The sequence below is a fragment of the Streptomyces sp. CA-181903 genome, from assembly GCF_050937075.1.
In the GTDB taxonomy this organism is placed as follows: Bacteria; Actinomycetota; Actinomycetes; order Streptomycetales; family Streptomycetaceae; genus Streptomyces.
Genome location: NZ_JBNJLY010000001.1, coordinates 6,692,621 through 6,717,908, shown reverse-complemented (window position 1 = coordinate 6,717,908; position 25,288 = coordinate 6,692,621). Strand labels below are relative to the sequence as shown.

The 25,288-nt window shown below is 73.9% G+C and carries 20 protein-coding genes and 3 pseudogenes; 9 read left to right on the top strand and 14 right to left on the bottom strand.

Going from position 1 to position 25,288, the window contains the following annotated elements; genetic code table 11:
* Positions 1-43: 43 nt before the first annotated feature.
* The 3 genes from ACQEVS_RS29805 to amcB all read right to left on the bottom strand — a co-directional run bounded on the left by ACQEVS_RS29805 (position 44) and on the right by amcB (position 2,144).
* On the bottom strand, positions 44-730 hold the full coding sequence (locus ACQEVS_RS29805) for a pentapeptide repeat-containing protein (protein ID WP_433025658.1): 687 nt from the start codon (positions 728-730) through the stop codon (positions 44-46).
* A gap of 68 nt (positions 731-798) precedes the next feature.
* Entirely contained in the window at positions 799-993 is a 195-nt protein-coding gene (gene amcA / locus ACQEVS_RS29800) for a multiple cyclophane-containing RiPP AmcA (protein WP_433025655.1), read from the bottom strand.
* Positions 990-2,144 (bottom strand): cyclophane-forming radical SAM peptide maturase AmcB, encoded by a 1,155-nt coding sequence (gene amcB, locus ACQEVS_RS29795; RefSeq protein ID WP_433025652.1) that lies wholly within the window; start codon positions 2,142-2,144, stop codon positions 990-992. The genes amcA and amcB overlap by 4 nt, the downstream gene beginning before the upstream one ends.
* Positions 2,145-2,608: 464 nt before the next feature.
* On the opposite strand from amcB, the gene ACQEVS_RS29790 reads away from it, so the two are divergent.
* Complete coding sequence (locus tag ACQEVS_RS29790) at positions 2,609-3,391, top strand: aminotransferase class IV family protein (protein ID WP_433025649.1); 783 nt, start codon at positions 2,609-2,611, stop codon at positions 3,389-3,391.
* A 234-nt stretch (positions 3,392-3,625) separates the two neighbouring features.
* Positions 3,626-4,342: a formylglycine-generating enzyme family protein gene (locus ACQEVS_RS29785; protein ID WP_433025646.1), complete on the top strand. Its 717-nt coding sequence runs from the start codon at positions 3,626-3,628 to the stop codon at positions 4,340-4,342.
* 39 nt (positions 4,343-4,381) lie between these two features.
* Here ACQEVS_RS29785 and ACQEVS_RS29780 read toward each other — a convergent pair.
* Positions 4,382-5,631: pseudogene (locus tag ACQEVS_RS29780) on the bottom strand (NDP-hexose 2,3-dehydratase family protein).
* A gap of 392 nt (positions 5,632-6,023) precedes the next feature.
* Positions 6,024-6,785: a cobalt-precorrin-6A reductase gene (locus ACQEVS_RS29775; RefSeq protein ID WP_433025643.1), complete on the bottom strand. Its 762-nt coding sequence runs from the start codon at positions 6,783-6,785 to the stop codon at positions 6,024-6,026.
* Positions 6,786-6,857: 72 nt separating this feature from the next.
* On the opposite strand from ACQEVS_RS29775, the gene ACQEVS_RS29770 reads away from it, so the two are divergent.
* Positions 6,858-8,018: a cobalt-precorrin-5B (C(1))-methyltransferase gene (locus ACQEVS_RS29770; protein WP_433025640.1), complete on the top strand. Its 1,161-nt coding sequence runs from the start codon at positions 6,858-6,860 to the stop codon at positions 8,016-8,018.
* 84 nt (positions 8,019-8,102) lie between these two features.
* On the opposite strand, the gene ACQEVS_RS29765 is transcribed toward ACQEVS_RS29770, so the two are convergent.
* Entirely contained in the window at positions 8,103-8,924 is an 822-nt protein-coding gene (locus ACQEVS_RS29765) for a MerR family transcriptional regulator (protein ID WP_433028009.1), read from the bottom strand.
* Between the two features lie 158 nt (positions 8,925-9,082).
* Between ACQEVS_RS29765 and ACQEVS_RS29760 the strand changes: the two genes are divergently transcribed.
* Positions 9,083-9,343, top strand: coding sequence for a dsRBD fold-containing protein (locus ACQEVS_RS29760; RefSeq protein ID WP_433025637.1), 261 nt, complete (start codon positions 9,083-9,085; stop codon positions 9,341-9,343).
* Between the two features lie 11 nt (positions 9,344-9,354).
* Here ACQEVS_RS29760 and cobM read toward each other — a convergent pair whose 3' ends face one another.
* Together cobM and cbiE are read right to left on the bottom strand one after the other, a co-directional pair.
* Positions 9,355-10,119, bottom strand: a complete 765-nt coding sequence (gene cobM, locus ACQEVS_RS29755; protein WP_433025634.1) for a precorrin-4 C(11)-methyltransferase — start codon at positions 10,117-10,119, stop codon at positions 9,355-9,357.
* 100 nt (positions 10,120-10,219) lie between these two features.
* Positions 10,220-11,610: pseudogene (cbiE, locus tag ACQEVS_RS29750) on the bottom strand (precorrin-6y C5,15-methyltransferase (decarboxylating) subunit CbiE).
* A 683-nt stretch (positions 11,611-12,293) separates the two neighbouring features.
* On the opposite strand from cbiE, the gene ACQEVS_RS29745 reads away from it, so the two are divergent.
* Positions 12,294-13,556, top strand: coding sequence for an MFS transporter (locus ACQEVS_RS29745; RefSeq protein WP_433025631.1), 1,263 nt, complete (start codon positions 12,294-12,296; stop codon positions 13,554-13,556).
* A gap of 170 nt (positions 13,557-13,726) precedes the next feature.
* Here the strand turns inward: ACQEVS_RS29745 and ACQEVS_RS29740 are convergent, their stop codons facing one another.
* Entirely contained in the window at positions 13,727-17,059 is a 3,333-nt protein-coding gene (locus tag ACQEVS_RS29740; protein ID WP_433025628.1) for a trypsin-like peptidase domain-containing protein, read from the bottom strand.
* Positions 17,060-17,065: 6 nt separating this feature from the next.
* Positions 17,066-17,392, bottom strand: a complete 327-nt coding sequence (locus ACQEVS_RS29735; RefSeq protein WP_433025625.1) for a trypco2 family protein — start codon at positions 17,390-17,392, stop codon at positions 17,066-17,068.
* 206 nt (positions 17,393-17,598) lie between these two features.
* Here ACQEVS_RS29735 and tsaD point away from each other — a divergent pair, with 206 nt between their 5' ends.
* Together tsaD and ACQEVS_RS29725 are read left to right on the top strand one after the other, a co-directional pair.
* Entirely contained in the window at positions 17,599-18,654 is a 1,056-nt protein-coding gene (gene tsaD / locus ACQEVS_RS29730) for a tRNA (adenosine(37)-N6)-threonylcarbamoyltransferase complex transferase subunit TsaD (RefSeq protein WP_433028006.1), read from the top strand.
* Positions 18,655-18,703: 49 nt separating this feature from the next.
* A pseudogene (locus ACQEVS_RS29725) lies at positions 18,704-19,051 on the top strand (hypothetical protein); the annotation flags it as partial.
* Between the two features lie 97 nt (positions 19,052-19,148).
* On the opposite strand, the gene ACQEVS_RS29720 reads toward ACQEVS_RS29725, so the two are convergent.
* On the bottom strand, positions 19,149-20,630 hold the full coding sequence (locus tag ACQEVS_RS29720) for an SDR family NAD(P)-dependent oxidoreductase (RefSeq protein ID WP_433025622.1): 1,482 nt from the start codon (positions 20,628-20,630) through the stop codon (positions 19,149-19,151).
* A gap of 323 nt (positions 20,631-20,953) precedes the next feature.
* On the opposite strand from ACQEVS_RS29720, the gene ACQEVS_RS29715 reads away from it, so the two are divergent.
* Positions 20,954-21,193, top strand: a complete 240-nt coding sequence (locus tag ACQEVS_RS29715; RefSeq protein WP_185942736.1) for a chaplin — start codon at positions 20,954-20,956, stop codon at positions 21,191-21,193.
* Between the two features lie 407 nt (positions 21,194-21,600).
* On the opposite strand, the gene ACQEVS_RS29710 is transcribed toward ACQEVS_RS29715, so the two are convergent.
* A complete protein-coding gene (locus tag ACQEVS_RS29710; protein ID WP_433025618.1) occupies positions 21,601-22,383 on the bottom strand; it encodes a sigma-70 family RNA polymerase sigma factor in 783 nt (260 codons plus the stop codon).
* 313 nt (positions 22,384-22,696) lie between these two features.
* Here ACQEVS_RS29710 and ACQEVS_RS29705 point away from each other — a divergent pair, with 313 nt between their 5' ends.
* On the top strand, positions 22,697-23,455 hold the full coding sequence (locus ACQEVS_RS29705; protein ID WP_433025615.1) for an alpha/beta hydrolase: 759 nt from the start codon (positions 22,697-22,699) through the stop codon (positions 23,453-23,455).
* Here the strand turns inward: ACQEVS_RS29705 and panD are convergent.
* Positions 23,452-23,871: an aspartate 1-decarboxylase gene (gene panD, locus ACQEVS_RS29700; protein WP_433025612.1), complete on the bottom strand. Its 420-nt coding sequence runs from the start codon at positions 23,869-23,871 to the stop codon at positions 23,452-23,454. The two genes, ACQEVS_RS29705 and panD, sit on opposite strands and share 4 nt — an antisense overlap.
* Before the next feature lie 345 nt (positions 23,872-24,216).
* Positions 24,217-25,257, bottom strand: coding sequence for a hypothetical protein (locus ACQEVS_RS29695; RefSeq protein WP_433025609.1), 1,041 nt, complete (start codon positions 25,255-25,257; stop codon positions 24,217-24,219).
* Between the last annotated feature and the right edge of the window lie 31 nt (positions 25,258-25,288).

Sequence of the window (25,288 nt, the reverse complement as noted above, 5' to 3'; positions counted from 1 at the left end):
CCGAGCTCGCTGCCATAGCTCGCCCTCTCGTCCCGTACGGCAGTCATTCGTCGTCGAGGTCATCGCCGTACGTGATCTCCAGCTCGGTCGCCAGGGCCTCGGCCAGTTGGGCGACCTGGGCACGGTCGATGATGATTTTCTTGAGCGCTGCTGCCCCGCGTAGCGTGCTCAGGTCGTTGCCGCGCAGGTCGCAGTCGCGGTACTTGCCGCCTTCGACCTCGGTGAGCCGCAGGTCGCACGATGCGAAGGCGACCGAGGTGAGGTCACACGCCCGGAGGGTGGTCTCCCGCAGGGTGCACTTGGCGAAGATCACCGGGCCGGTGGCGCGGACGCGGTCGAGGGTGGCGTAGTCGAACTTGCAGTTCTCGAAGAGGACGTTGTCCAGGGTTACCTCTTCGAGGAGCGCTCCCATCAGCTTGCAGTTGCTGAAGGTGACCCGGCTGAGTTTGCTGTCGGACCATTTCAGGGCGGAGAGGTCGCAGTCCGTGAACTGCACGGAGTCGACGCGCACCTCGTGGAGTTTGGCGCGCTGGGTCCTCATGCGCTGGATTCGGCCGTCTAGGAGGTGGGTGTCGGCGAGGTCCAGTTCGCGGAGGTCGATGTCGGCGTACTGGAATTCGGCGACTCGGCCCCGGCCGCTTTCGAGGGACTGGACGTTCGACAGGTACAGGCCCGGTTCGTCGAGGGCGGGCAGGCTCACGCTGACGCGGCGCACCTTGCGCGGTTCCATGCGCTCTTCCTTCTGGGTGCGGGCGGTGGCATGCCCGCACGTCCGCGGGCGTGCCACCGGGGATGGGTCTACTTCTTCTTGTTCCAGTTGTCCCAGGTCGGCTGGTTGTCGAAGGTCACCGGCGGCTCCTTCGCCCAGTTGTCCCAGGTGGGGCGGTTGTCGAACTTGGCGTGGATCGGTCCGCTCTGCGGTCGGTCGTACGCGGCGACCAGCTCGCGCACCACGGGGGCGTCGGTGGCCGCGAGCTGTTCCAGTAGCGTCATGCGGTCTGCTCCTTTTTCGCGGTGGTGGACAGGGCCATGACCAGGGCTTGCCGGGAGACGCGGCAGTAGTTCGTCTCGGTGGTGTCCAGGCTGCCGTTCTCGAAGTAGCGGTTGCCGGCCTGGGCTCCCCGGCAGAAGTCGAAGAACTCGCATTCGGCCTGGCAGCGCTCCAGGCCGGTCAGGAATTCGCGGACGTAGCGCAGGTGGGCGGCTTCCCTGAGCATGTCCGCGATGGCCTTCTCCCGTACGTTTCCGGCGAGGAAGTCGCCATAGGCGGGGTCGCTGGTGTCCGCCAGTTCCGGTGATAGCAACACGACGTTGCCGTCCCAGGTCACGGTGGGAATGGGGTCGAGGAGACGGCTGTCCCAGTCGCTCTTCCGCCCGCTCCGGGACAGGCTGAGGTATTCGGAGATCCGCTCCAGCTCCCGTACCACCGGGCCGCTCTGACTGCGTGACCATGACAGCACGCGCCGCCAGAACTCCACGGCCTGATCACGGGTGGGTGGGGTGCGCTCGGTGTTGACGCCCTCGGCCTCTTCGATGTTGAAGCCGATGGAGTGGCAGCCCAATGTGGCGAGGAAGTCCAGCAGTTCCTCCGGGTGGTTGATGCCCTCCCGGCCGACCACCGCGATCACCGAGAACGGGATGTCACGCTCCCGAAGCCGATCGATCCCACGCATGATCCGTTCGAAGGCCGGCCTGCCCCGGAGGTCGACGCGTTGGGTGTTCAGGGCAGCCGGGCCATCGATGCTCACGCCCACTCGGAACTCGAACTCCTGCAGCAGGTCACACCAAGCGGGCGAGACCAGGGTGGCGTTCGTCTGCATGTAGTGGTGAAGGCGGCCGTCCAGGCGCAGGTCTTCAAAGGGAGCGAGCAAGGTGGAGAGCTTCGCCGTCCCGAGGGTCAGGGGCTCACCGCCGTGCCAGACGAGACCCAGCGGATGACCGATTCCGGCGAGGTCGGCAAGGGACTGTGCCAAGGCCGCGGCCGTCTCGGGCAGCATGTCGTTCCTCAGGCCCCGATCCCGCAGATAGCAGTAGGAGCAGCCCATGTTGCAGAAGCTCGTCGGCTGGACCACAACGGTCTGCGGTTTCCGAGCGAACCACCCGTCGTACCGGCGTCGTAAGACACTTCCGGAGCGTTGCGCCATAGAACCCTCCTCCTCGTCACGGCCGCACCGCTGCCGCGGTTGCCGACCGCCTTCGGCAGGAGCCTGTGCGTGTGTGAGGGACACACGTGGCTCCCGCCCTCTCCTTCCGTCCTGAGTTGCCGGGCTTCGCCGCCGATGAGCGAGCACGCCGATTCCGATGCCGTGGTTCGTACGCCCCGTCGGCGGGTCGGGCAGGTGCTCCCCAACGTCCAGGGTCGCGCCGCCGAGAGTCCGGTAGCCCACGTCGTCCCGTGCGTACGTGTGGGATTCCTCGCCGTTGGGCCGCCCGCGCAGGGCGTCTCTCCACTCAGTGGTCATTCCGGCCTCTCGACAACATTGGGTAGCGGCTGTGCATAGCCAACGGCGGCGAGACGCCCGAAGGAAGGAAATGCTGCTGAAGTTACCAACCGCCACACGCTAGTTCGAGGGGCGGCGTGAACGTGTGATGCGCGAGAATGCCCAGCATGATGGAGCTGAACGGCCAGTCGGCCGACCTCGACGCCCTGAAGGTCCTCGCCCTCACGAACTTCGGTCACTTCACCTCGATGCGGGTCGATGAGCAGCGCATTCGGGGGCTGGGCATGCACCTTGAACGGCTGGTCCGGGACTGCCGAGCCGTCTTCGACACCGACCTCGACCCGGAAGAGATCCGGAGCTATGTCCGCCGCGCCGTGGAGGGAACCGAAGGCTCCTTCGTCGTGCGGGTGACGATCTTCGACCCTGACACCGATCTCGGGCACCCTCTCGACGCGAAGAACCCCAGGGTCCTCGTCACGCGTCGGCCCGCCGGCAGCTCAACGTCCCTGCCGCCGCTGCGCGTCAAGTCCGTGCCGTACGTCCGTGACACGCCGGCGGTGAAGCACTGCGGCTTGTTCGGCACCCTTCGGGCTCGCCGTGCTGCTCAGGTCGCCGGCTTCGACGACGCGCTGTTCGTCGGTCCGGACGACAACGTCTCAGAAGGCGGGACCTGGAACGTGGCCTTTATCGACGAGGCGGGAACCATCGTCTGGCCCCGGGCCGACGTATTGCCCGGCGTCACCATGGCCCTACTCCAACAGATCCACGAGCACACCGTCGCACCCGTAACCCTCGACGCGGCCCGCGGCATGCAGGCGGCATTCGCAACGAACACGTCGATCGGTGTCCGCACGATCAGCGCCATCAATGAAACCAAGCTGCCCACAGAGCATGCCACCTTGGCCGCACTTCGCGAGGCGTACTTCGCCCTTCCCGGCGAGACGGTGTAGGGGAAAGCGTCTATGGGGGTCATGCGTTGGACCGGTAAGGAAACACGGCTGCTTCGCCTTGCGAAGCGGCTGACGGTCCGGGAATTCGCTGTCGCAATCGGCGTGAGCGACAGAATGGTGTCCCTGTGGGAGTCGAGAGGTGAGAGAATCGCCCCTCGTCCATCGAACCAGGCAGCACTCGATACCTTGCTCAGCCGCTCCGGACCCGAGGCCCAAGAGCGGTTCGCCTTACTCATGACCGAGCAGGCCGCCGTGAGTGGAGACCCACGTACCGAGAAGCTGCTGTCACCCGACCCCCTCCAGTATCGCCGTCACCCTGTCGACGGCAAACTCATGGTCCTAGTACCGGAAGGCATCTATCTGGCAGGTGAGTTGCGCTCCCCCACTTGGCTGCCCGACTTCCATATCGACGTCTTCCCGACGACGAACGCCGACTACGCTCGCTTTGTAGAAGCGACCGGATACCGCCGCCCCAAGCACTGGAATGCCGATAAAGGTTACCCAGAGCCTCAATTCGACCACCCCGTCGTCTGGGTCACATGGCACGACGCGGCGGCGTACGCGGAGTGGGCAGGCAAGTCATTACCCACCAGCGAGCAGTGGGAGAAAGCCGCACGCGGCACGGAGGGACGGGCTTACCCCTGGGGAGACAACGCCACCGCCGCGAAGTGCAACGTGCGCGACTCCAACATCCTGCGCACAACCCCCGTAAGCCGATACCGCAGCGGGGCCAGTCCCTTCGGGGTCTACGACCTCTGCGGCAACGTGTGGGAGTGGTGCGCCACGAGTTCGGCACCAGGACGTCACGAGCTCAAGGGGAGCGCGTTCACCAGTCCCTTCGGTCGGGCGGCCCCCGCGGCCTTCAACGACGCCGCAGCGGAGATGAGCGACGACGATACCGGGTTTCGTTGTGTGACACCGTCCTCCCTCAAGGGGCCAGCCGGACGATAAACAGGTGGTAAGCGTTTCGGAAGGCCAGCCGTCCACTTCCTACGGGATGAACCCCATGCAGGCGAGCAGCGTGCGGGCCTCCACGTTGAGGAGGCCCCCGTACTGGTTGAGCGCGGCGAGCTGCCCGCAGGTCGCCCAGCGGAAGCCGTCGCCTTGGTCGAGCGGGACGTCGTCGTCGACGCGGACGGCCAGATAGCGGTTGCGCGCGTGGTGGAAACGGCCGCCCTCCTCGGACTGCACCACGTCGAACAGGACGCGGCCGGGCGCCGGCCCCGAGGCGGCGGCCAGCACGGTGCCGAGGTGGCGCGGGTGCCGGTCGGCCGGCAGGTGGGCGTAGTTGGCGGGGACGCACTGCACGGTGGGGCCGATCTCGGCGGTGTCCAGGGTGCCGGCCTCCGCCCGGGCCCGTACCAGGACGTGCGGGGTCCCGCCGATGTCGCGCACCAGGAAGGCGACGACGCCCTGGCCGCAGGGGCGAGCAGTGGCTGCGACCACGCGCTCACCTCCCGGCTGCCCGCCCGGACGTCGACGCCGATGATCCGGAAGTAGCGGCCCTCCACGTGGCGCACCTCGTCGTCGGTCACCTGCCAGCCGGTGGTCTCGCGCAGCGGTATGCGGCGGCGGACGGTCGGTTCGGCCGTCCTGTGGTGGGTGAGCCAGTTGAGCAGTTCGGGGAGGGAGTGCAGCGGGCGGCCGTGGAAGCGGGTGGCGGCGGGCCCGGCGCTGCCGGCGAGGTGCGAGAGGACGGTCCGGGTGTCCATGTTGACGAGGTCGTCCACCGCGAGCAGCCGGCCGATCTCGTCCATGCTCAGCCAGCGGAAGTCGTCGAGGACCGGTATGTCCTCGTCGGTCCGGACGGTCCGGACGACGATGTTGCGGTTGCGCTTGGCGAGGAACCAGGCGCCCTGCTCGCTCTGCAGCGCGTCCGCGAGCGGCCGGCCGCGGCCCAGGGTGGTGAACAGGTCGAGGTACGGCACCGCTCGGCCCCGGTGGACCCGGGTGTAGTTGCTGCGGGTGGCCTGCACGGTGGGCGACAGTTGGAGGGCGTTGACGTTGCCGGGCTCCATCTTCGCCTGGAGCAGGCAGTGCGGGACGCCGTCGAAGTCCCGGACGAGGATGCCGAGAACGCCGTGTTCCGGCTGGCTGATGACGGGCTGCCGCCACTCCTCCACCGCGCGCCCGGGCACCCGGACGTCCAGGCCGTGCACGCCGAAGAAGCGGCCGCTGCGGTGGACGAGGTCGCCGGTCTCCGGGTCCGCGTTCCAGCCGTCGAGCTTCGCGAGGGGCACCCGGGTGACGCGGTAGGCGTGCGCGGCGCGGCGTTCCTCGAACCAGCGGTGGAATTCGGCGAGATCCGTGGGCACCGTCGCGACACTCCCTGGGCCGGGCCCTGGGGGCCGGCCCCGGAGCGCTTGCGGGACGTACTCGGAACGCTATGCGCGCACAGCCTGCCGCACCGGGACGGGGGCGCGGGATGCGCAGTTGAACGCGGGCGGGGGGCGACGGGGGCGACGGGGTCCGCGCGCCCGGGGCGCAACAGCGGCACCACGCATCACCGCACTCACTCAACTCACGCACAGGGACGGCTCGTTGAGGGAGAGAACCGCTCACTGCCACCCCGCCACGCCCCACCGCACCCCCGTCCGCCCGCCCGCCCGTCCCGTTCAGCGGCGTACCCGCGTCAGACCGGCACCGTCCGCCGCAGCCACGCCACCGCCTCCTCCGGGGCGGCGACCGCCGGGACGCCCGCGGGGAGCGGCGGGCGCCGGACCACGACGACGGGGATCCCGGCCTCGCGGGCGGCGGCCAGTTTGGCGGCCGTGGCCGTGGCGCCGCTGTCCTTGGTCACCAGGACGTCGACGCGGTGCCGGCGCAGCAGTTCGCGCTCGCCGTCGACCGTGAAGGGCCCGCGGGCCAGCAGGATCTCGGTCCGGGGCGGCATGGGGGGCGAGGGGGCGTCGACCGAGCGCACGAGGAACCACATATTCTCTAGGTGCGCGAAGGCGGCGAGACCCATCCTGCCCGTGGTCAGGAAGACCCGGTTCCCCAGGCCGGGCAGCGCCTCCGCCGCTTCGGCCAGCGACCCGACCGGACGCCAGTCGTCCCCCGGGCCCGCCGTCCAGCCGGGCCGGCGGACGGCCAGCAGCGGAACCTGCACCTCCGCGGCGGCCTTCGCCGCGTTGGAACTGATCGTGTCGGCGAAAGGATGCGTGGCGTCGATGAGCACGTCGACGTGCTGCTCGCGCAGCCACCGGGCCAGCCCCTCCGGGCCGCCGAAACCGCCGATCCGCACCTGCCCCGCGGGCAGCCGCGGCGCGGCGACGCGGCCGGCGAGCGAGCTGGTGACCCGCAGGGCCGGCTCGCCGGCCAGCTCGGCGGCGAGCCGGCGGGCCTCCGTCGTGCCGCCCAGGATCAGGATGTGGCGCTCGGCGCTCACGCTCACCCGCCGCCTTTCCGTTCGCGCTGCCGCCCCCCTGCCGGGACGGAAAAGCCCAGCCTACGGCGGGTGGCCGGCATGACCGACACCACGGCGGCCGGGCCCCCCGGCGAGACGGCCAAGGGCGGCCGCGCCGCACAGCTCGCGCACACCGGGCTGCGGCACGGCTGGACAACGGGTGCCTGCGCGACGGCCGCCACCACCGCCGCGTACACCGCCCTGCTCACCGGGGACTTCCCCGACCCGGTGACGATCACCCTGCCCAAGGGGCAGACACCGGCCTTCGCGCTGGCGGCCGAAGACCTGGCCGCCGGGCACGCGATGGCCGCGATCGTCAAGGACGCGGGGGACGACCCGGACGTCACCCACGGCGCCCTGGTCCGCGCCACCGTACGGCTCCTGCCGCCCGGCTCCGGGGTCGTCTTCCGGGCGGGGCCCGGCGTGGGCACGGTCACCCGGCCGGGACTGCCGCTGCCGGTGGGAGAACCGGCGATCAACCCGGTGCCGCGCCGGCTGATGACCGAGCACGTGGCGGAGGTCGCGGCCCGGCACGGCGGGACGGGCGACGTGGAGATCGAGGTCTCGGTCGACCACGGCGAGGAGATCGCCCGCTCCACCTGGAACCCCCGGCTGGGCATCCTCGGCGGCCTGTCCATCCTCGGCACCACCGGCGTCGTCGTCCCCTACTCCTGCTCCGCCTGGATCGACAGCATCCGCCGCGGCGTCGACGTGGCCCGCGCGGCGGGCCGCCGGCACGTGGCCGGCTGTACGGGCTCGACGTCCGAGAAGGTCGCGGTGGCCGTGCACGGGCTGCCCGAGGACGCGCTGCTCGACATGGGCGACTTCGCGGGCGCGGTGCTCAAGTACATCCGCCGGCACCCGGTGGACCGGCTGACCATCGCGGGCGGCTTCGCCAAGCTCTCCAAACTGGCCGCCGGCCACCTGGACCTGCACTCGTCCCGCTCCCAGGTGGACAAGGGCTTCCTGGCCGACCTCGCCCGCCAAGCCGGCGCCGACGAGACCCTGGCGGCCCAGGTCGCCTCCGCCAACACCGGCCTGGACGCCCTCCAACGCTGCGCCGCACGCGGCGTCCCCCTCGGCGACCTCGTCGCGTCGACGGCCCGCGACGAGGCCCTGACCGTCCTGCGCGGCGCGCCCGTCGCCGTCGACGTCCTGTGCATCGACCGCGCGGGGACGATCGTGGGGCGGGCGGAGCCCAGGGGGCCGGGGCGGGGGTGATCCCGCCCCGGGCCGAGCCTGCACCGACGGCCGCCGCCGATGAGCGGCGGCCGCGCCCGGAGCCGTGTTTCCTGAGACCGTCGCTCAGCCCTGGGCCAACGGCTCCTGAAGCTCCGTCACCCAGCCGGAACGGTCCTCCGGGCACTCCAGATACAGTTCCCGCGCGTACCCCGCCGACCGGTACCCGTTGGCGTCGATCCAGCGGGCGAGGGCCTGGGCCGTCGGGAGGACGTCGTCCATGGAGCCGTGGTGGACGACGGTCGCGGCCGTCTCGATGCCGGGGAGGTCGACGACCGCGAAACCCGCGGCCGTGACCCCGGAAGCGACCGGGAAGGCCGCGTGGGCGAGGATGCCGCCGGAACCGGCGGGGTCGTCCTCGTAGTAGGCGACGGCCGGGCCCGCCGGGGTCACCCCGGCCTCGTCCAGCCGCCGGCACAGCTCGGCGAACAGCGGGCTGACGACCGGGCCGATCTCCTCGGGCGCGTAGCCGGCCGCGACGGCGCTCAGCTCGGCCACCCGTACCGCCGGGACGCTCTTGATCACCACATCGTAGGTACTCATGATTCCCTCGCTCTCCAGACCGCGGAGTCTCGCCTCGACCCGCACCAGCCGGGCCGCCGCCGCGGTGGCGGCGGCCTCCAGTTCGGCGCGGCGCAGCCGCAGCATGCCGCGCAGTTCCTCCGTGCCGACCTCCTCGTCCACGATCGTCCGCACCTGCTGGAGGGTGAACCCCAGCTCCTTGAGGGCGATGACGCGGTTGAGACGGGCGAGTTGGCCCGCCTCGTAGTAGCGGTAGCCGGTGACGGCGTCGACGCGGGCGGGGCGCAGCAGCCCCGTCGCGTCGTAGTGGCGCAGCATGCGGACGGACACGCGTCCGTACCGGGCGAAATCTCCGATGTTGAACATGACGTCCCTCAGGAAAGCGGCTGACACGGTGTGAGGGTCAACGGCGCGGCCGCGCGGGTGCGGCGGTCCGGGGCCCGCCGTAGCCTGGGTGGGACGAGGGCCCGCCGGCGGGACCCCTTCCCATCGCGGGCCCGGTGCCGAGTGCGGAGGTGAGGACGGTGCAGCACGTCGCGGGCTGGCATGTGGAAGTCGAGTTCGACGAGGACGAACGGCACGTCCGGGCCGCCGCCCTGCTGCGGCTGCGGGACGGCACCGAGGTGCGGGCGCGCGGCAAGGCGGCCCGGCACCCGGCCGACCCGGGCGAGGCCCGGGTGGGCGAGGAGCTGGCGGGCGCCCGAGCGCTCGTGGACCTCGCCGAGCAGCTCGCCGCGAAGGGCGGCCACGAGGCGGCCGACCTGCGGGCGGAGGCCGCGGCTTAGAACGCGGCGGCTTAGAACACCGAGCGTCCCGCCGTGTCGCGGCACCGCTCCGTCGAGTACAGGTGGCTGTCGGGGAACTGCTCGGCCCCGAGCGTCCGACCGACCAGGATGACCGCCGTGCGGACCACGCCCGCCTCCCTGACCTGGTCGGCGATGCCTGCCAGCGGGCCGCGCAGCACGATCTCGTCGGGCCGGCTGGCCATGGCGACGACGGCGGCGGGGCAGTCCGGGCCGTAGTGCGGCAGCAGTTCGGCGACCACGCGGTCCGCGTGCCGGGCGGCGAGGTGCAGCACGAGGAGCGCGCCGCTGCGGCCGAGGGTGGCCAGGTCCTCGCCGGGCGGCATGGGCGTGGCCCGCTCGGCGACACGGGTGAGCACGACGGTCTGGCCGACGGTCGGGACGGTCAGTTCGCGGCCGAGGGAGGCCGCGGCGGCGGCGAAGGCGGGGACGCCGGGCACGATCTCGTACGGGATGCCGTGCGCGTCCAGCCGGCGCATCTGCTCGGCGACGGCGCTGAAGACGGACGGGTCGCCGGAGTGCAGCCGGGCGACGTCCTGGCCGGCCTCGTGGGCGCGGACGAACTCGGCGGTGATCTCGTCCAGGTCCAGCTTGGCGGTGTCGACGAGCCGGGCCCCGGGCGGGCAGTCGGCGAGGAGTTCGCGGGGGACGAGGCTCCCGGCGTAGAGGCAGACGCCGCACCGGGCGAGGACGCGGGCGCCGCGCACCGTGATGAGGTCGGCGGCGCCGGGGCCTGCGCCGATGAAGTGGACGGTCATGAGGGTGGGCTCCTTCTACGGCTTCACGGCTTCACGGCCGCTGCGACTTCACGGCTTCTGCCGCTGCTGCGGCTTCACGGCTCCTGCCACTGCTGCGGCTTCACGGCTCCTGCCGCTGCTGCGGCTTGACGGCTCCTGCGGCTGCTGACGCCGCCGCGGCTTCCTCCGCCGCCCGAGCGGGGTGCTGCGCCGGTACGGCCGCCGCCTGCCGGCCGGCCCCCGGCGCCCCCGCGGCGCGCTTCACGACCGACCACTGCGTCACCGGCATCGCCTGCCGCCACCCGGTGAAACCCCCGACGGGCACGGCGTGCGCCACGGCCAGCCGGACCAGCTCGCCGCCGAACCGCCGGTAGCGGTCGGCGAGCAGCGCCTCGGACTCCAGGGTGACGGTGTTGGCGACCAGTCGCCCGCCCTCGGGCAGCGCCGCCCAGCAGGCGTCGAGCAGGCCGGGAGCGGTGAGTCCGCCGCCGACGAACACGGCGTCGGGGACGGGCAGTCCGTCGAGCGCGGCCGGCGCGGCGCCGGAGACGACGCGCAGGCCCGGGACGCCCAGGGCGGCGGCGTTGCGGGCGATGCGCCCGGCCCGGACGGGGTCGCGCTCGACGGTGACCGCACGGCAGGAGCGGTGGGCGCGCATCCACTCGATGCCGATGGAGCCGGAGCCCCCGCCGATGTCCCAGAGCAGTTCGCCGGGGGCGGGCCCGAGGGCGGCGAGGGTCGCGGCGCGGACATGACGCTTCGTCAACTGCCCGTCGTGGTCGAAGGCTTCGTCCGGCAGGCCGGGGACGAGCGGCAGCCGGAGGGTGTCGGGCGCGGGGCGGCAGACGACGGCGACGACGTTCAGCGGGTCGCCGGCCGGGTGCTCCCACGCGTCCGCCGTGCCCTCGCGGCGGGCCTCACGGTCGCCGCCGAGCTGCTCCAGGACCGTCATCGCGCTCGGCCCGAAGCCGCGTTCGCGGAGCAGCGCGGCGACCTCGGCCGGGGTGCCGGCACCGGCGCTCAGCAGCAGCAGCCGGCGGCCCGGCTGGAGGGCGGCGGCGAGCGCGTCGAGCGGCCGGCCGACGAGGCTGAGCACCTCGGTGCCGTCCAGCGGCCAGCCCAGCCGGGCGCAGGCGTACGAGGCGGAGGACGGGTGCGGCAGCACCCGCAGCAGCCCGGGGCCCAGCTCGTCGGCGAGGGTCCTGCCGATGCCGAAGAACATGGGGTCGCCGCTGGCCAGGACGGCCACCCGGCGCCCGGCGTGCTCCGCGAGCAGCCGCGGCACGGCGGGCCGCAGCGGCGACGGCCACGCCACCCGCTCCCCCGGGCACTCCCGCGGCACCAGCCCGAGCTGCCGAGCCCCGCCCACGATCACCTCGGCGGCCCGCAGCGCCTCCCGGGCCCGGGCGCGAGCCCGTCCCAGCCGTCGGCGCCGATCCCCACGACGGTGACGGGGATGCGGGGCTCGGCAGCCCCTGGGGGCACGGACGGCACAGCGGGCGCGGCGGGCACGGACGGACACCTCGGGCGGTCGACGGACGGGCGGTACCGGAACTCTACTGACCTGCGAGGACTCCGGTACACCCGGCACCTGGGCGCACCGTCCGCGCCGCGGGGCAGGCGGCTGGGCGGACGCCGCGCACGCGGGCACGGCTCGCCACGTGCGGCCCGCCGCACACAGCGGCCGCCAGCCCGGGGCCCGACCCTCACGGCCCAGACGCCGTCTCGCCGGTGCACCAGGCCGGCGGCCTCGGCCGCTTCCAGCCGGCCGGCGAACTCGCGACCGCGGCATCGGGCGCCGTCCTCCCGGCGAAGCCGCGGACGCGCCTCCCCCGGCCGACGGCGGGGCCGTCGACCGCTCCGCCGTCGGCATCGACACCTCGGCCCCCTCCCGTTCGGCGGTGCGGCGGCCCCCGGACGCCCGGCACGCGTGATCCGCCGCATGAAGCGGCCTGCGGCACACCCTCGCCGTCGCGTCCGCGTCCGCGGTCGCGGGTCAAGGGAACGGCGTCTCGCCACCCTCCTCCGCCGGCCGCCCCGTTCGCGGAATCGCGACATCACCGTACGCCGACGACGTCCGCGTCGCGGATCCGCCAGCCACGCCCCCGGGCGGACTGCTGGAGTGATCACCCAATCACCCAATCCCGAATCACCGAATCACCGAACCCAACCTCCCCGCACAGGACGGTACTTCCATGCCCGCACTCCCCTCCACGCGGCCCGGCGGCCCGGCCGAGGCCGTCCGGCCGCCGGCGGCCGGTTGGCCCGCCGTCTTCGCCGTGACGCTGGGCCTCTTCGCGATCGTCACCACCGAGATCCTGCCGATCGGCCTGCTGACCTCGATCGGCGCGGACTTCACCGTCTCGGACGGGGCGGCCGGGCTGACGATGGCGGTCCCGGGCCTGCTGGCGGCGGTGTCCGCTCCCCTGGTCACCGTGGCCACGGCCGGCGCCGACCGGCGGCTGGTGCTCTGCGTGCTCATGCTCGTGCTGACGCTGGCCGACGTGGTCGCCGCCGCGGCACCCGGGCTTCCGCTGCTCCTCGTCTCGCGGATCCTGGTGGGGGTGACGATCGGCGGTTTCTGGTCGGTCGGGGCCGGGCTGGCCGAGCGGCTGGTGCCGCCGGCGGCGGCCGGCCGGGCCACCGCGGTGATCTTCTTGGCGGTCCCGCTCGGGTCCGTCCTGGGGGTGCCGGCCGGCACCCTGACCGGGGACCTCGCCGGGTGGCGGACGGCCTTCGTCGCCCTGGCCGTCCTGGCGGCCGGTGTCCTGGCCGCGCTGCTCCTGACCGTCCCGCCGCTCCCGCCGCTCGTGGCGACGCGCCCGGCCGTCCTCGGGGAGGTGCTGCGGCGCCCCGGCACCCGCGCGGCGGCGCTCCTGACGTTCCTCGTCGTCCTCGCCCACTTCGGGACGTACACCTACGTGACCCCGTTCCTGGAGCAGGTGACCGGCCTGGGCGACGGGCCGGTCACCGCGTTCCTGCTGGCGTACGGCGCCGCGGGCGTCCTCGGCAACTTCCTCGGCGGCGCCCGGGCCACCCGGCACCCGCGGTACGTCTTCGGGGCGGCGGCCGGCCTGCTCGCGGCCGCGACACTGCTGCTGCCGGTGCTGGGCGGCGGCCCGGCCGGGGCGCTGGTCCTGCTGGCCGTGTGGGGCGTGGCGTACGGCGCGGTGCCGGTGGCCTCGCAGGCGCTGTTCGTCCGGGCGGCGCCGGACGCCCCGGAGGCCGCGTCGGTCCTGTTCACCGCGGCGTTCCAGGCGACGTTCTCGTTGGGGGCGTTCGCCGGGGGCGGGGTGCTGGACCGCACGTCCCCGGCCGCGCTGATGACGCTCGGCGGCTGTGTCGCGGCCGTGGCGGCGCTGTCGGCGGTGGCAGCGCGCCCGTCCGGCGGCGCCCGTCCCGGCCGGGTCGGGACGCCCCACCCCCGCCGTCCACACCGGCGGCGGGACACCCTCTGAGCCACCGCACCACCACGTCCGCCCCCGGCCCGTCCCCGACCCCGGCCCCACGACGCCCTCCGCACCGGCTTCCGACGGGCTCTCCGGCCGCGTCGGAACATCCCCCATCCCCCGCACCGCCGAGCGGGACGCCCCCGAGCCACCGGATCACGGCGACCACCCCGGCCCCGTCAGAACGCCCCGCCCCCACCCCCGGCGGGATGCGCCTCCAGCCAGCGCACCACCGCCTCCGCCTCCCGGTCCCGGCCATGCTGGAGGAGCACCTGCGCCTGGAGTTCCAGGACGGGGTGCAGCCGGTCCACCACGTCCGGTAGGACGCCCGTGAGCCCCCGGTAGATCTCCACCGCCTCTCCCGTCGCCTCCAGCGCGCCGTCGAGGTCGCCCGCCAGCCATCGGAGCGAGGCGTGAACGGTCAGCACGGCGGCGAGCTCGGGGCCGTGGGCGCCGGGGTGGTCCCGGCGCAGGGTGTGCCAGCGGACGACCGCCTCCCCGGTGGCCTCCACCGCCTCCTCGGTCCGTCCCGCCTCGACGAGGAGCTGCCCGAGGCGGAGTTGGGAGCGGGCGTGGCCGGGCCCGTGCTCCTCGGGGTCGGCGGCGGCCAGCCGCCGCCAGAGGTTCCGCGCGGCGACGAGGCTCTCCACCCCTTCCGCCACCTGCCCCGCTTCCCTCTGCAGGATGCCCAGTCGGGTCCCGAGGACGGCGGCGCGGTGTTCCTCGGACGGGTCGGCGAGACCGATGCGCACCCGGTGCCGGGCCATGGCGACCGCCTGCCGCAGCGGCTCGACGGCCTCGGCCGTGCGGCCCGTCGCCCCGAGGAGGCTGCTCTGGTTCATCAGGGCGGAGATCAGCCAGGGTTCGAAGCCGGCCGGATTGGCGCGGGCCAGGTGGCGCATGTGCTCGACGGACTCCTCGGTGACGTCCAGGGCCTCCTGGAGCCGCCCGCAGGTCATCAGGTGGACGCCGAGCGTCTGGAGGGAGTTGGCCAGGAGGATGTCGTCCCCCGGCGGTTTCCCGGCCCGGCGGCGGAGGTCCACCTGCCGGCTCAGCACCCGGATCGCCGCCTCGCGGTGGCCGGCGTCCCACAACCGGGGCTGTAGGTAGTACAGCCGCCAGGCGGCGTCCTCCCGGTCATCGGGGGCGTCGCCGGCCGCGTCCGCGAGCCGCTCCGCGGCGGCCGTCGCCTCGTCCAGCACCGCGCGCGCCGCGTCGTCGCGGCCCACCGCCCGCAGGGCGTCGTGGAGGCCGGGGAGCGCGCCGGCGTACAGGGAGCGGTAGTGGTACGTGTCCTCCCGCTCGGCCGCCTCGCGCAGCAACCCCACGGCCCGTTCCTGCAGGCGGACCGCCTCCGCGTGCCGCTCCTCAAGGCCGAGCCGGCCGCCGAGGTGCTCCAGCGCCACCGCGTAGGTCACCAGGGCGTGGGCCGAACCGTCCTCCTTCAGCCGGCGTTCGGCCGCCGTCACCCGTTCCTCGGAGATCCGCAGGGCCAGGGCTCCCAGTCCCTTGCCGTCGTGGGGAAGGACCAGGTCGAGCGTCATCAGCGCCGTGTAGTGGGGGATGGCCCGGTCCAGCGCCGCCAGGAGTTCCCGCTCGATGTGCCGGGTCCACTCGGGCCGGCCCGTCTCCCCTTGGGCGGTGGCGGCGCGGACGAGCACGGTGAGGAGCCGGGACTGCTGGCCGGGTGAGCCTTCGGCGAGCAGGGCGGGCACCGGGAGGGGGTCGGCGTCGTCGAAGAGGAGGGCGCAGACGTGGAGTTCGCCCACGCGGTCGGGTTCGAGGGCACCCCAGTAGCGACCGGGGCCGGGCGGGTAGAGGGAGCGGACCCAGGCGGCGACGTCGCCCGCCCGGTGGGCGGGGACACCGAGGCCGTCGCGGAGGGCGGCCACCGCCTCCTCCCGGTCGGCCGCGCCGCACAGGGTGGCGACGGCCACCGCGGCCTTCGGGGTCGAGTCCGCGAGCCCGTCGAGTCGGAGGGCCCGCCGCCCCCAGTACCGCTGCTCGTGGTGGAGGAGCACGGCCGCCGGATCGCCGGAGCCCCCGGCCGCGGCCGGGACCGGCGCGGTCCCGTGTTGCAGCAGCGTCGTCAGCGCGGTCATCTGCACGCCGAGCACGGAGGCGTCCTCGTCGTGGGCGAAGCCGGGCGGCGGCGCCAGGGTGGCGGCGAGCGGGGCCCAGCCGGCCGGCGGCCTGCCGGGGATGCCGGGGAGCGCGTCCAAGGCGTCGGCGAAGTCGGTGACGGCGTCGGTGAACACCGCCGCGCGCTCCTCGGGCGGTCCGTCGGCGGGGGCCAGCGGGGCGAGCGCGGTCACCTCGGCGCGGGCGAGGAGCTCGTCCGCGTACGGTTCCGCGAGGCCGTCGCGGCGCCAGCCGCCGTCGGCGCGGGCGAGGAGCAGGACCCGCGCCCGGTGGCGGGTGGTGCGCAGGTGCTCGACGAGACGGCGGACCTGCTGGGGGCGCGTGTCCGCGTAGTCGACGACGAGGAGCAGCGGGAGCGCGGTGTCGAGGGTGCGCAGTTCCGTCCGCGTCACCTCGTCGTCGGCCAGCGGCGTCCGCAGGTGCCCCGCGATCCAGCCGTCGGCGCGGAGTGCGTCGGCCAGCCGGCGGGCGAGGCGGGTCTTGCCCTGGCCGCCCTCCCCGGTGAGCACGCGTACCGAGAAGGGCCGGGGGTCGGTGCGGCACCAGTCCCGCAGGTCCCGCAGTTCCCCGTCCCGTCCCCGGAAGCGCACGGTCTCGGCGTCCGCCCGCAGCAGCGTGGCGGGCGAGTCCGCGACCCGTTCGCGGGCCACCGGCGCGAGCAGTCGGTGCGGCTCGACCGGCTCCAGGACCGGCTCCCATTCGGAGTGCTTCTCGACCAGCCGCCGGAAGTCGTCGTCCGCCAGGAGCTCGGTCGTCCGCGTGGCCCGCAGCAGGATGCCGCCGGTCGCCCGGCGGTCCGCCTCGACGACGCCGAGGACGAAGTCGTCCTCGGCGATCACGGCGGCTCCGGAGAGTCCCGCCCAGGGGCTGCCGGACGACAGCACGACCGGGTCCTGGCTGCTCACCTCGTAGTGCCCGGTCAGGGACCCGGTGCCGGGGTGGACGGCGCCGTCCACCTGCCGGTCGTCGCGGTCCCCGGTCACCGGGTCCTTCTGCATGTGCGGGAAGCCGACCACGGAGACCTCGTGCCGGCGGGTGCCGATGAGCCGGCCCCAGCGCTGCGGCGGCCGGCGGGTGATGTCGGCGAGCGACGCGGGCGGGGTCCAGCCCTGCCCCTCGTCCACCTCGACCAGCGCGGCGTCGATGTCGCCCGCCCTGCGGTACCAGCGCACCCGGCCGGTGTACTGCCCGGTCCCGGCGTCCGGCCGGCAGACCGTCACCCCGCCGGGGACCGGCCCGGACCCGTCGTCGCCCAGGACGTGCGCCGCGGTCAGCGCGAGGCGCGGGCCGACGAGGTAGCCGGAGCCGAAGCGCGGTGCGGCGTGTCCCGCGTCGTACAGGCGGATCTGCACCCGCCGGTCCGGTTCCACGGGCGCCTACTCCCGGCCGCTGACGAGCAGCGGCTCACCGGCGGCGGACTGCGGCGCGAGCCGTACGGTGACGGTGTGCGTCGCCTTCCGGGCGCTCTCCGTCCGGCCGCCGAGCTCCGCGACGGCGAACCGCAGCCCGCCGTCCGCGCCCCGCGTGCGGGTCAGCTCCAGGCCGAGCTCCAGGGTGATCTCCCCCAGCCCGAAGCGCACCTCCTCGCCCTCGGCAACCCTCGCCCGCGCCTCGGCGACCTGCCGCCGCAGCAGCGCTATCGCGTCGGCCAGGTCCAGCCACTCCCCGTCCCGCCCGCCGCCGTTCCCGCTCCCGATGCCCATGCGCGTGTCCCCTCGCCGTGCGTCCGCTACGGAAGTGCAAGGTAGCCCCACGGCACACCGCCGGCCTCCCTTTTGACCGAACGTCCCCATACGGAACGGGGGTTACGCGGACGGCACCCGCCGGCAGCGCACCCGGCCGCCCCTCTTGCGTACGATGTGCAACTACCCATCAGTCGGCAGGAGGAAGAAGCGTGGGACGTTCACCGGTGGTGCTGGGCATCGAATCGTCCTGCGACGAGACCGGCGCCGGCCTGGTCCGGGACGGGCAGCTACTGGGGCACGCGGTGGCGTCCAGCATGGACGAGCACGCCCGGTACGGCGGCGTGGTCCCGGAGATCGCCGCCCGCGCCCATGTGCACTCCGCCACGCCGGTGGTCCGCGAGGCGCTGGCCGACGCCGGCCTCACGATGGCGGACATCGGGGCGGTCGCGGTGACGACCGGGCCCGGACTGTCCGGGGCGCTGCAGGTCGGCGTGGCCGCGGCGAAGGGACTGGCCTACTCGCTGGGCGTCCCGCTGTACGGGGTCCACCACCTGGCCGGGCACGTCGCGGCCGACACCCTGGAGCACGGGCCGCTGCCGGACCCGTGCGTGGTGCTGATCGTCTCCGGCGGCCACACCTCGCTGCTGCTGGTCCGGGACCTGGCCCGGGACCCGATCGTCCACCTGGGCGACACCCTCGACGACGCGGCCGGCGAGTGCTTCGACAAGGTCGCGCGCGTCTTCGGCCTGCCCTACCCGGGCGGTCCCGCCGTGGACCGGGCGGCCCGGGACGGCGACCCGCGCGCCGTCGCCTTCCCCCGCCCGATGACCGGGCCCCGCGACGACCCGTGGGCGTTCTCGTTCTCCGGCCTGAAGACCGCCGCCGCCCGCTGGGCCGAGCGGCACCGCGCGGCCGGCCGGCCGCTGCCCGTCGCGGACGGCGCCGCCTCCCTCCAGGAGGCCATCGCCGACGTCCTCACCCGCAAGGCCGTCGCCGCCTGCGTCGAACACGGCGTCGGCACGCTGGTGGTGGTCGGCGGCGTGGCCGCCAACTCCCGGGTGCGCGCCCTGGCCGAGGAGCGCTGCGCCGCGGCGGGCGTGCGCCTGCGCGTCCCGCCGCTGCGGCTGTGCACCGACAACGGCGCGATGATCGCGGCCGTCGGCGACCTGCTGGTCCGCGCGGGCGCCGAGCCCGCCCCGCTGGACGTCTCCATCGACCCGTCGGCGCCCCTGGAGTACGCGACCCTGCACCCCGTCGCCAGGACCGCCCGCGCCGCCTGATCCGCCGCGCCCGGGTGCCGGACGGCGGCCGCCGGGGAAGACTGGCGGCATGCGGACCGGACTGCTGCGCGCGATCGGCGCGACGACCGCCGTCTACGGCCTGGCGGTGACCCGCCGCCCACGGCTCCTCGGCGCCCCCTCGGGCCTCCCCGACACGGCCGCCGTCCGCGTCTCGCTGGCCCCGCTGGCCTGGCGCGACGCGGCCTGCGGACTGGCCATGCTCCTCGCGCCGCAGGGCGCGGCCCTGCGCACGGCGACGCTGCTGCGGATTGCCGCGGACTTCGGCGACGCGGTGCTCCTGGGCCGCTCCCTGCCGGGACCCGCGCGCCGGGCCGGCGCGGTGGCGGTGTCGGTGGGCTGGGGCGCGCTGTCGTGCGCGGCGCTGTGGGGCGGGGGTGGTGCGGGGCGGGAGCACTTCACCCCGCGAACGCCGGACGGGCCGAGCGCTCCCCGCGCACCGGCCCGTCCGTCCACTCCCTGCGTCCCGGCCCGGCCTACCAGTCGGCGCGCCGGTAGTCCTTGAGGAAGCACCCGTACAGGTCCTCCCCCTCCTCGCCGCGCACGATCGGGTCGTAGACGCGGGCGGCGCCGTCGATCAGGTCGAGCGGGGCGTGGAAGCCCGCCTCGGCCAGCCGCACCTTGTCGGGGTGCGGGCGCTCGTCCGTGATCCAGCCCGTGTCGACGGCGGTCATCAGGATGCCGTCGGTCTCCAGCATCTCGTCGGCGCTGGTGCGGGTGAGCATGTTGAGCGCGGCCTTGGCCATGTTGGTGTGCGGGTGGCCGGCGCCCTTGTAGCCGCGGCTGAAGACGCCCTCCATGGCGGAGACGTTGACGACGTACTTCCGGCGGGCCGTGGAGGCGGCCATCGCCGGGCGCAGCCGGCTGATGAGGATGAACGGCGCGGTGGAGTTGCAGAGCTGGACTTCCAGCAGCTCCACGGGGTCGACCTCGGAGACGGTCTGGATCCAGCTGTTGGTGGAGTCCAGGTCCGGGACCAGTCCGCCGGCGTCGATCGCCGTGCCGGCCTCGATGCGGGCGAGCGAGGCGGAGCCGGACACCAGGGCCAGGTCGGTGACGTCCTGGGCGGTCAGGCCCTCGCCGTTCCCGGTGGGGAGGGCGGCGACGGCGTCCACGGCGCCGCTGCCGAACGCGCCGATCACCTCGGCCGCCGGCAGGGCGCCGGCGGGGAGCGGCGCCGACTCGGCGGCGACCAGCTCGCTGTAGGCGCGCGGCGACCGGCGTACGGTCTGGGCCGCGTTGTTGATCAGGATGTCGAGCGGGCCCTCGGCGGCCACGCTGTCGGCGAGCGCCACGACCTGCGCGGGGTCGCGGAGGTCGATGCCGACGATCTTCAGCCGGTGGATCCACTCGTCGCTGTCCGGCATCGCCTTGAAGCGGCGGATGGCGTCGTTCGGGAACCGGGTGGTGATGGTGGTGTGCGCGCCGTCGCGCAGCAGCCGCAGCGCGATGTACATGCCGATCTTGGCGCGTCCGCCGGTGAGCAGCGCACGGCGGCCGGTGAGGTCGGTCCGGGCGTCCCGCCGGGCGCGGTTCTCGGCGGCGCAGGGGCGGCAGAGCTGGTGGTAGAACGCGTCGACCTCGACGTAGCGGGTCTTGCAGGTGTAGCAGGAGCGGGGGCGCTCCAGGATGCCCGCTATCTCGCCGAGGGCGGTGGAGCTGGGCAGGAGGCCCTGCGTCTCGTCGTCGATGCGGTCGGCGGAGCCGGTGGCCGTGGCCTCGGTGACCTGGCGGTCGTGGGCGGTCTTGGCGGCCCGGCGCTCCTGGCGGCGGCGCTGCTTGACCGTGCGGTAGATGCCCGAGGTGGCCCGGCGGACGGTGATCGCGTCCGGGTGGTCGATCGGCAGCTCGTCGAGCTCCTTGAGCACGTCCAGGCAGATCGCCAGGCGCTCGGGGGCGATGCCCGCCCCTTCGGCGGTGCCCCGGGCGTCGCCGCGGCTCTCTTCTGTGACCGTCATAGCCGCTGTTGTTTCCAGTCCATACGTTCGATTGAGGCTTCCGGGAAACTGTACGGAAGCCCGGCTCCATTACCAAACCCGCCCCGGCGAACGCAAGGCGCCACCACGCCGGACCTGCGCGCCGGAGGGCGCACGCGAAGGCGGGCCGTCCACGACGGCCCGCCATGTTCCCACGTATCGGGCGCCCCCTCAATTTCCGTGCATTACATCTGACTTATTGCCCTCAATGGGTTAATTGAGGCTTCAGTGGCCCATTTTGGTGCATCCCCACTGGAAACCCCGGTCACAATTGACGCTCAACACCCCTTAGAAAGGCTTCAGCCATGTCGCGTATCGCCAAGGCAGTCCTCATGACCGCCGCCGCCGGCGCCGTCGTCTCCGGCGCCTCGGGCGTCGCAGTAGCCGACTCCAACGCCAATGGGGCGGCCGTGGGTTCCCCCGGCGTGATCTCCGGCAACACCATCCAGGTGCCGATCCACCTGCCGATCAACCTGTGCGGGAACTCGATCGACATCATCGCCCTGCTGAACCCCACCTTCGGCAACACCTGCGTCGCCGACTGATTTCCCCCCGGACTGCGGTACACCGGACCGCATACCGCGCGGGGGCGGGTCACAGTCAGCCGCCGGAACCCTCTCCCGCGCACCCGTGGCGCCCATCACCCTCGTGATGGGCGCCACGCTCGTTCCCGCTCCGTTCCCGGTCCCGCTCGGCGGGCCGGGACGGCCGGGAAGCGGCACTCCCCCCGTCGTCCCCCGTGTCACCCCGCTCCCCGCGCCGCCGGGACGCGCCGGACGGGCGCGGGCCCGACGCGCCGGGGAGGTCCGGCACCTCGACGACGGGCGGCAGGTCGGGGGTCAGGTGCGTGTGCTGTGACGTCATGGTGGTGAACCTCGTTCAATGCCGTTGAGTGCCGTTGAAGGCGTCGAATACCGTTCGATGACGTACGTGTGCCCCGGGACCGCCCGGATCAGACGGGCGCCAGCAGTTGCCGCCGCAGGTGGGCGCAGGTGCGGCTGAGGATCCGCGAGATCTGCATCTGCGACACGCCCAGTCGGGCACCGATCTGCTGCTGGGTGAGGTTGCCGAAGAAGTGCCAGTACAGGACCGACTTCTCGCGTTCGGGGAGCGCGTCGAGCAGCGGCCTGAGCGACTGCCTGTCGACGACCAGGTCCAGCGCGCGGTCCACCCGGCCCAGGGTGTCGGCCAGCGGCAGTTCTCCCGCGCCGTCGATGGGGTGGTCCAGGGAGAGGGTGTGGTGCACCCCGTCCGCGTCGATGCCGCGCCGGACCTCGGCCTCGGTGAGCCCGGCCTCCTCGGCCAGGGCGGCCTCGGTGACGCGCGTCCCGGCGCCCTTCTGCTCCAGCCGCGACCGCGCGGCGCGGACCGCGGCCCGCAGCTCCTGGTCGCGCCGGGGGATGTGCAGCGACCACACGTGGTCGCGTACGTGCCGCTTGAGCTCGCCGTTGATGGTGGGGACGGCGAAGGACTCGAAGGCGAAGCCCCGGTCCGGGTCGAACCGGTCGACGGCGCGGACCAGCGCCAGCGCCGCCACCTGCCGCAGATCGGCCGGGCTCTCTCCGCTGGACCGGTAGCGCAGGCTGATGCGCTCGGCCATGGGGAGCCACGCGGCGATCAGTTCCTGCCGCAGCCGGGTCCGCTCGGGCCCGTCGGGCAGTGCCGCGAGCCGTGCGAACAGCCCGGCCGTCGCGGGGCTCTGGCGCGTACGCCGTCGGAGAGCTGTCTCAGTCATGGTCACCGCCCTCGCTCGTACGCCACGGAGTGCTGCCGGCGGTTTCAGCATGACCCGGCCCTCCGGGATGCGCGACTCGACGCAGCCACCCGGTCACGGACAGCGAGGCCGCGGTGGCGGGATGGCGGTGGCGGTCGCGGGGTGGCGGGGTGGGCCTGCGGTACGGGCGTGGGGTGCGGGCAGGGGGTGCGGGCTCCAAGTGCGGGCGGCGGCATGGGCGCCCGGGAGCCCGCCCCGGTCCGCGAACCGGCTGGTAACGTCCGCGAGCGTCACAGGAATCACGCCAGCCGCACCCTTCTCCGGAAAGGCCGCCATGTCCCCGTTCCCCGCGCCGCAGTCGCACGCCGCCCGGACACCGCAGGGCAAGGACGTCGACGTCCACCGCCCCGAAGGGCCGGGCGCGGGGCTGCCGGTGGTGCTGCTGTGGCACGGTACGAGCCCCGACGACCGGGGGGTGCTCGCTCCCCTCGCGCGGGAGGTCGCCGCGCGGGGCGCGGTCGTGGCCGTACCGGACTGGCGGGCCGACGCGCCCGACGCCGGACGGACCGCGCTGCTCGGCTCGCTGGCCTGGTGCCGGGCGAACGCGGCGGCGTACGGCGGCGATCCGGACCGGATCGTGCTGGCGGGCTGGTCCGCGGGGGCCTCGGCGGCCCTCGGCGTCGCGCTCCGCCCGGACGCCGTCGACGGCTGGCGCCCGGCGGCCGTCGTGGGCCTGGCGTCGCGCTACGACCTGCCGGCGCGGACGACCGGGACGCCGCCGCTGGCCGACCTTGCCGACTCCACTGCCGGACGGCCGGCCGCCCCGGTGCCCGTCCGGCTGGTGCACGGGACCGAGGACACCCTGATGGGGCCGGAACACTCCCGCGAGGCGCTGGCCGCGCTCACCGGCCGCGGCTGGCCGGCCCGGCTGGACGAGCCCGCGGCGGACCACGCGGGCGTGATCATGGCCGAATTCGACCCGTCGACCGGCCGCTGCCGCCCGTCGGACGACGAACGGGTGCGCGCCCAGGGCCGGTTGTCCATACGGGCCCTGACGGAGGCGGCCGGCGTTTCCCTCCCGGGCGCCCGCTAGGCGCCCGCGACCCGGTCCCCGCGCACCAGCCCCGCCCCCTCCGGCACCGCCGCCGGGTCGGCCCCGAGGTCCACCACGGCGTTCCGCTCGTCCACGAACACCACCCGCGGCTCGAACGCCTTGGCCTCGGCGTCCTCCATCACCCCGTAGGCGATGAGGATCACCAGATCCCCGGGACTGACCAGCCGGGCCGCGGCCCCGTTGATCCCGATCACACCCGACCCACGCGGCCCCTCGATCACATAGGTGGACAGCCGCGCACCGTTGTCGATATCGACGATGTCCACCTTCTCCCCGGGCAGCAGATCGGCGGCGTCCATCAGATCGGCGTCCACGGTCACGGATCCCACGTAATGCAGGTCGGCCTGGGTGACGGTGGCGCGGTGGATCTTGGACTTCATCATGGTGCGGTACATGGAGGTACTCCCTGAGCTAGGCTCCCTGCCTGCGTTTTCGCAGGTCAAGGGCTGTTTCACTACTTTACAACGAGTCGCATGCGCACTCGGTCCGCCGCATGTGGCGGTCGCGAGGGGGACCAGGTTCATCGTCACGGGCCAGGATGACCACCGCTGCGCGCTCCTGCCGCAGCCGCGTGCCCTGGCCGGCCCGGTCCACCTGAGCCGGCCACGTCCCACCCGACGGCACCCAGGGCGGTACGGCCGTCGGCCGACGGCGGCGAACGTCCGCCCTGGCAGGGCGAACCGGGCTTCGCGACCCTCCCGCGAGAGCGCGACCAGCGACGGCCGGGGGTGCGGCGGTCCTCATTGGATCAGGTCGATATGCGGGTGGTCCGGTGCTGCCGGGCAGGCGTAGAGCTGCAGGTCGTAGCCTCCCGCGAGTTGGACCATGGTCGGGGTCGCGGTGTGCGGGCGGGCGGTGGGCGGTGTGGAGTGGGCCGGCTCCTCGTGCGGGCTCCAGCCGCGGGTGCCGTCGTCCCATTCGGTCGAGGCCATGGTCAGCAGTGGAGCCATCCCGACGCCGCAGGCGGGGCAGACGCGGGGGACGGGGTCGGTGAGTCCCCAGCGCGTCCAGCCGCCGGCCTTCCAGCCGGGAGCGACGGACAGCTCGTTCCGGTAGAACTCCTCCGGGGCGGGCTCGTAATGACTGTCCGGAGCGGCGCCCTCCTGCCACGTGCTCCAGTTCCCCAGCCGTGCCCGCGACTCCCCGTCCAGTTCCATGAGGTCGGGGTATTCGGTGACCTGCTCTGGGTCGAGCAGGCACAGTCGCGGCACGTAGCCGTCCAGCTGGACCACGGCCGGCTCCGGAGGTGTGGTGAGGACGTCGGTGACGGTGGCGGCCGTCCGCCAGAACAGCGCGGTCCTGGGCTTGGGTTCCGGCGGGTGGTCGAACGGGCACCACAGCACCTGGAGCAGGTCGGCCCGCCCGGGCGGGCGCAGGGCGGGGACGTCACGTACGTACAGTTGGGCCACGGGCAGCATGGCGACCGGGCCCTCGGGCCATGGGTGGCCGGCGCGGAACCGTTCGAGGATCGCCGTCTCCTCGGGCGTGAAGCGAGGGTGGCCCGGCGCTCTGCTCTCCGCCGCCGCTCGGACGCGCCGGCCCAGCCGCACGTCCTGCGGCGATGTGGCCGGGTTCCCGTCCGGCACGTGTGGGCCGGCGCAGTGCGGCCACGGTTCGCCGGCGGGCCACAGCGGCGGCCCGCCGACCGAGCTGTCGTGTGGTGAAGGCGACCCGGGTCGTGGGTGCAGCCGGGTCGCCGTGCGCGCCAGCGGAGCCAGGTGAGGAAGGACGGCCGTGACGTCGACCGGTCGCGGCGGGGTGGTTCGGCTCGTTCCGGTCATTCCGGCTCCCTGGGGTGCGCGTCGAGTCGGA

Excerpts from the sequence above, each read along its gene's own strand:
- ACQEVS_RS29805 (WP_433025658.1), bottom strand. The coding sequence starts at position 730 with ATGGAACCGCGCAAGGTGCGCCGCGTCAGCGTGAGCCTGCCCGCCCTC.
- amcA (WP_433025655.1), bottom strand. The coding sequence starts at position 993 with ATGACGCTACTGGAACAGCTCGCGGCCACCGACGCCCCCGTGGTGCGC.
- amcB (WP_433025652.1), bottom strand. The coding sequence starts at position 2,144 with ATGGCGCAACGCTCCGGAAGTGTCTTACGACGCCGGTACGACGGGTGG.
- ACQEVS_RS29790 (WP_433025649.1), top strand. The coding sequence starts at position 2,609 with ATGATGGAGCTGAACGGCCAGTCGGCCGACCTCGACGCCCTGAAGGTC.
- ACQEVS_RS29785 (WP_433025646.1), top strand. The coding sequence starts at position 3,626 with ATGACCGAGCAGGCCGCCGTGAGTGGAGACCCACGTACCGAGAAGCTG.
- ACQEVS_RS29770 (WP_433025640.1), top strand. The coding sequence starts at position 6,858 with ATGACCGACACCACGGCGGCCGGGCCCCCCGGCGAGACGGCCAAGGGC.
- ACQEVS_RS29765 (WP_433028009.1), bottom strand. The coding sequence starts at position 8,924 with ATGTTCAACATCGGAGATTTCGCCCGGTACGGACGCGTGTCCGTCCGC.
- cobM (WP_433025634.1), bottom strand. The coding sequence starts at position 10,119 with ATGACCGTCCACTTCATCGGCGCAGGCCCCGGCGCCGCCGACCTCATC.
- ACQEVS_RS29745 (WP_433025631.1), top strand. The coding sequence starts at position 12,294 with ATGCCCGCACTCCCCTCCACGCGGCCCGGCGGCCCGGCCGAGGCCGTC.
- ACQEVS_RS29735 (WP_433025625.1), bottom strand. The coding sequence starts at position 17,392 with ATGGGCATCGGGAGCGGGAACGGCGGCGGGCGGGACGGGGAGTGGCTG.
- ACQEVS_RS29720 (WP_433025622.1), bottom strand. The coding sequence starts at position 20,630 with ATGACGGTCACAGAAGAGAGCCGCGGCGACGCCCGGGGCACCGCCGAA.
- ACQEVS_RS29715 (WP_185942736.1), top strand. The coding sequence starts at position 20,954 with ATGTCGCGTATCGCCAAGGCAGTCCTCATGACCGCCGCCGCCGGCGCC.
- ACQEVS_RS29710 (WP_433025618.1), bottom strand. The coding sequence starts at position 22,383 with ATGACTGAGACAGCTCTCCGACGGCGTACGCGCCAGAGCCCCGCGACG.
- ACQEVS_RS29705 (WP_433025615.1), top strand. The coding sequence starts at position 22,697 with ATGTCCCCGTTCCCCGCGCCGCAGTCGCACGCCGCCCGGACACCGCAG.
- panD (WP_433025612.1), bottom strand. The coding sequence starts at position 23,871 with ATGTACCGCACCATGATGAAGTCCAAGATCCACCGCGCCACCGTCACC.
- ACQEVS_RS29695 (WP_433025609.1), bottom strand. The coding sequence starts at position 25,257 with ATGACCGGAACGAGCCGAACCACCCCGCCGCGACCGGTCGACGTCACG.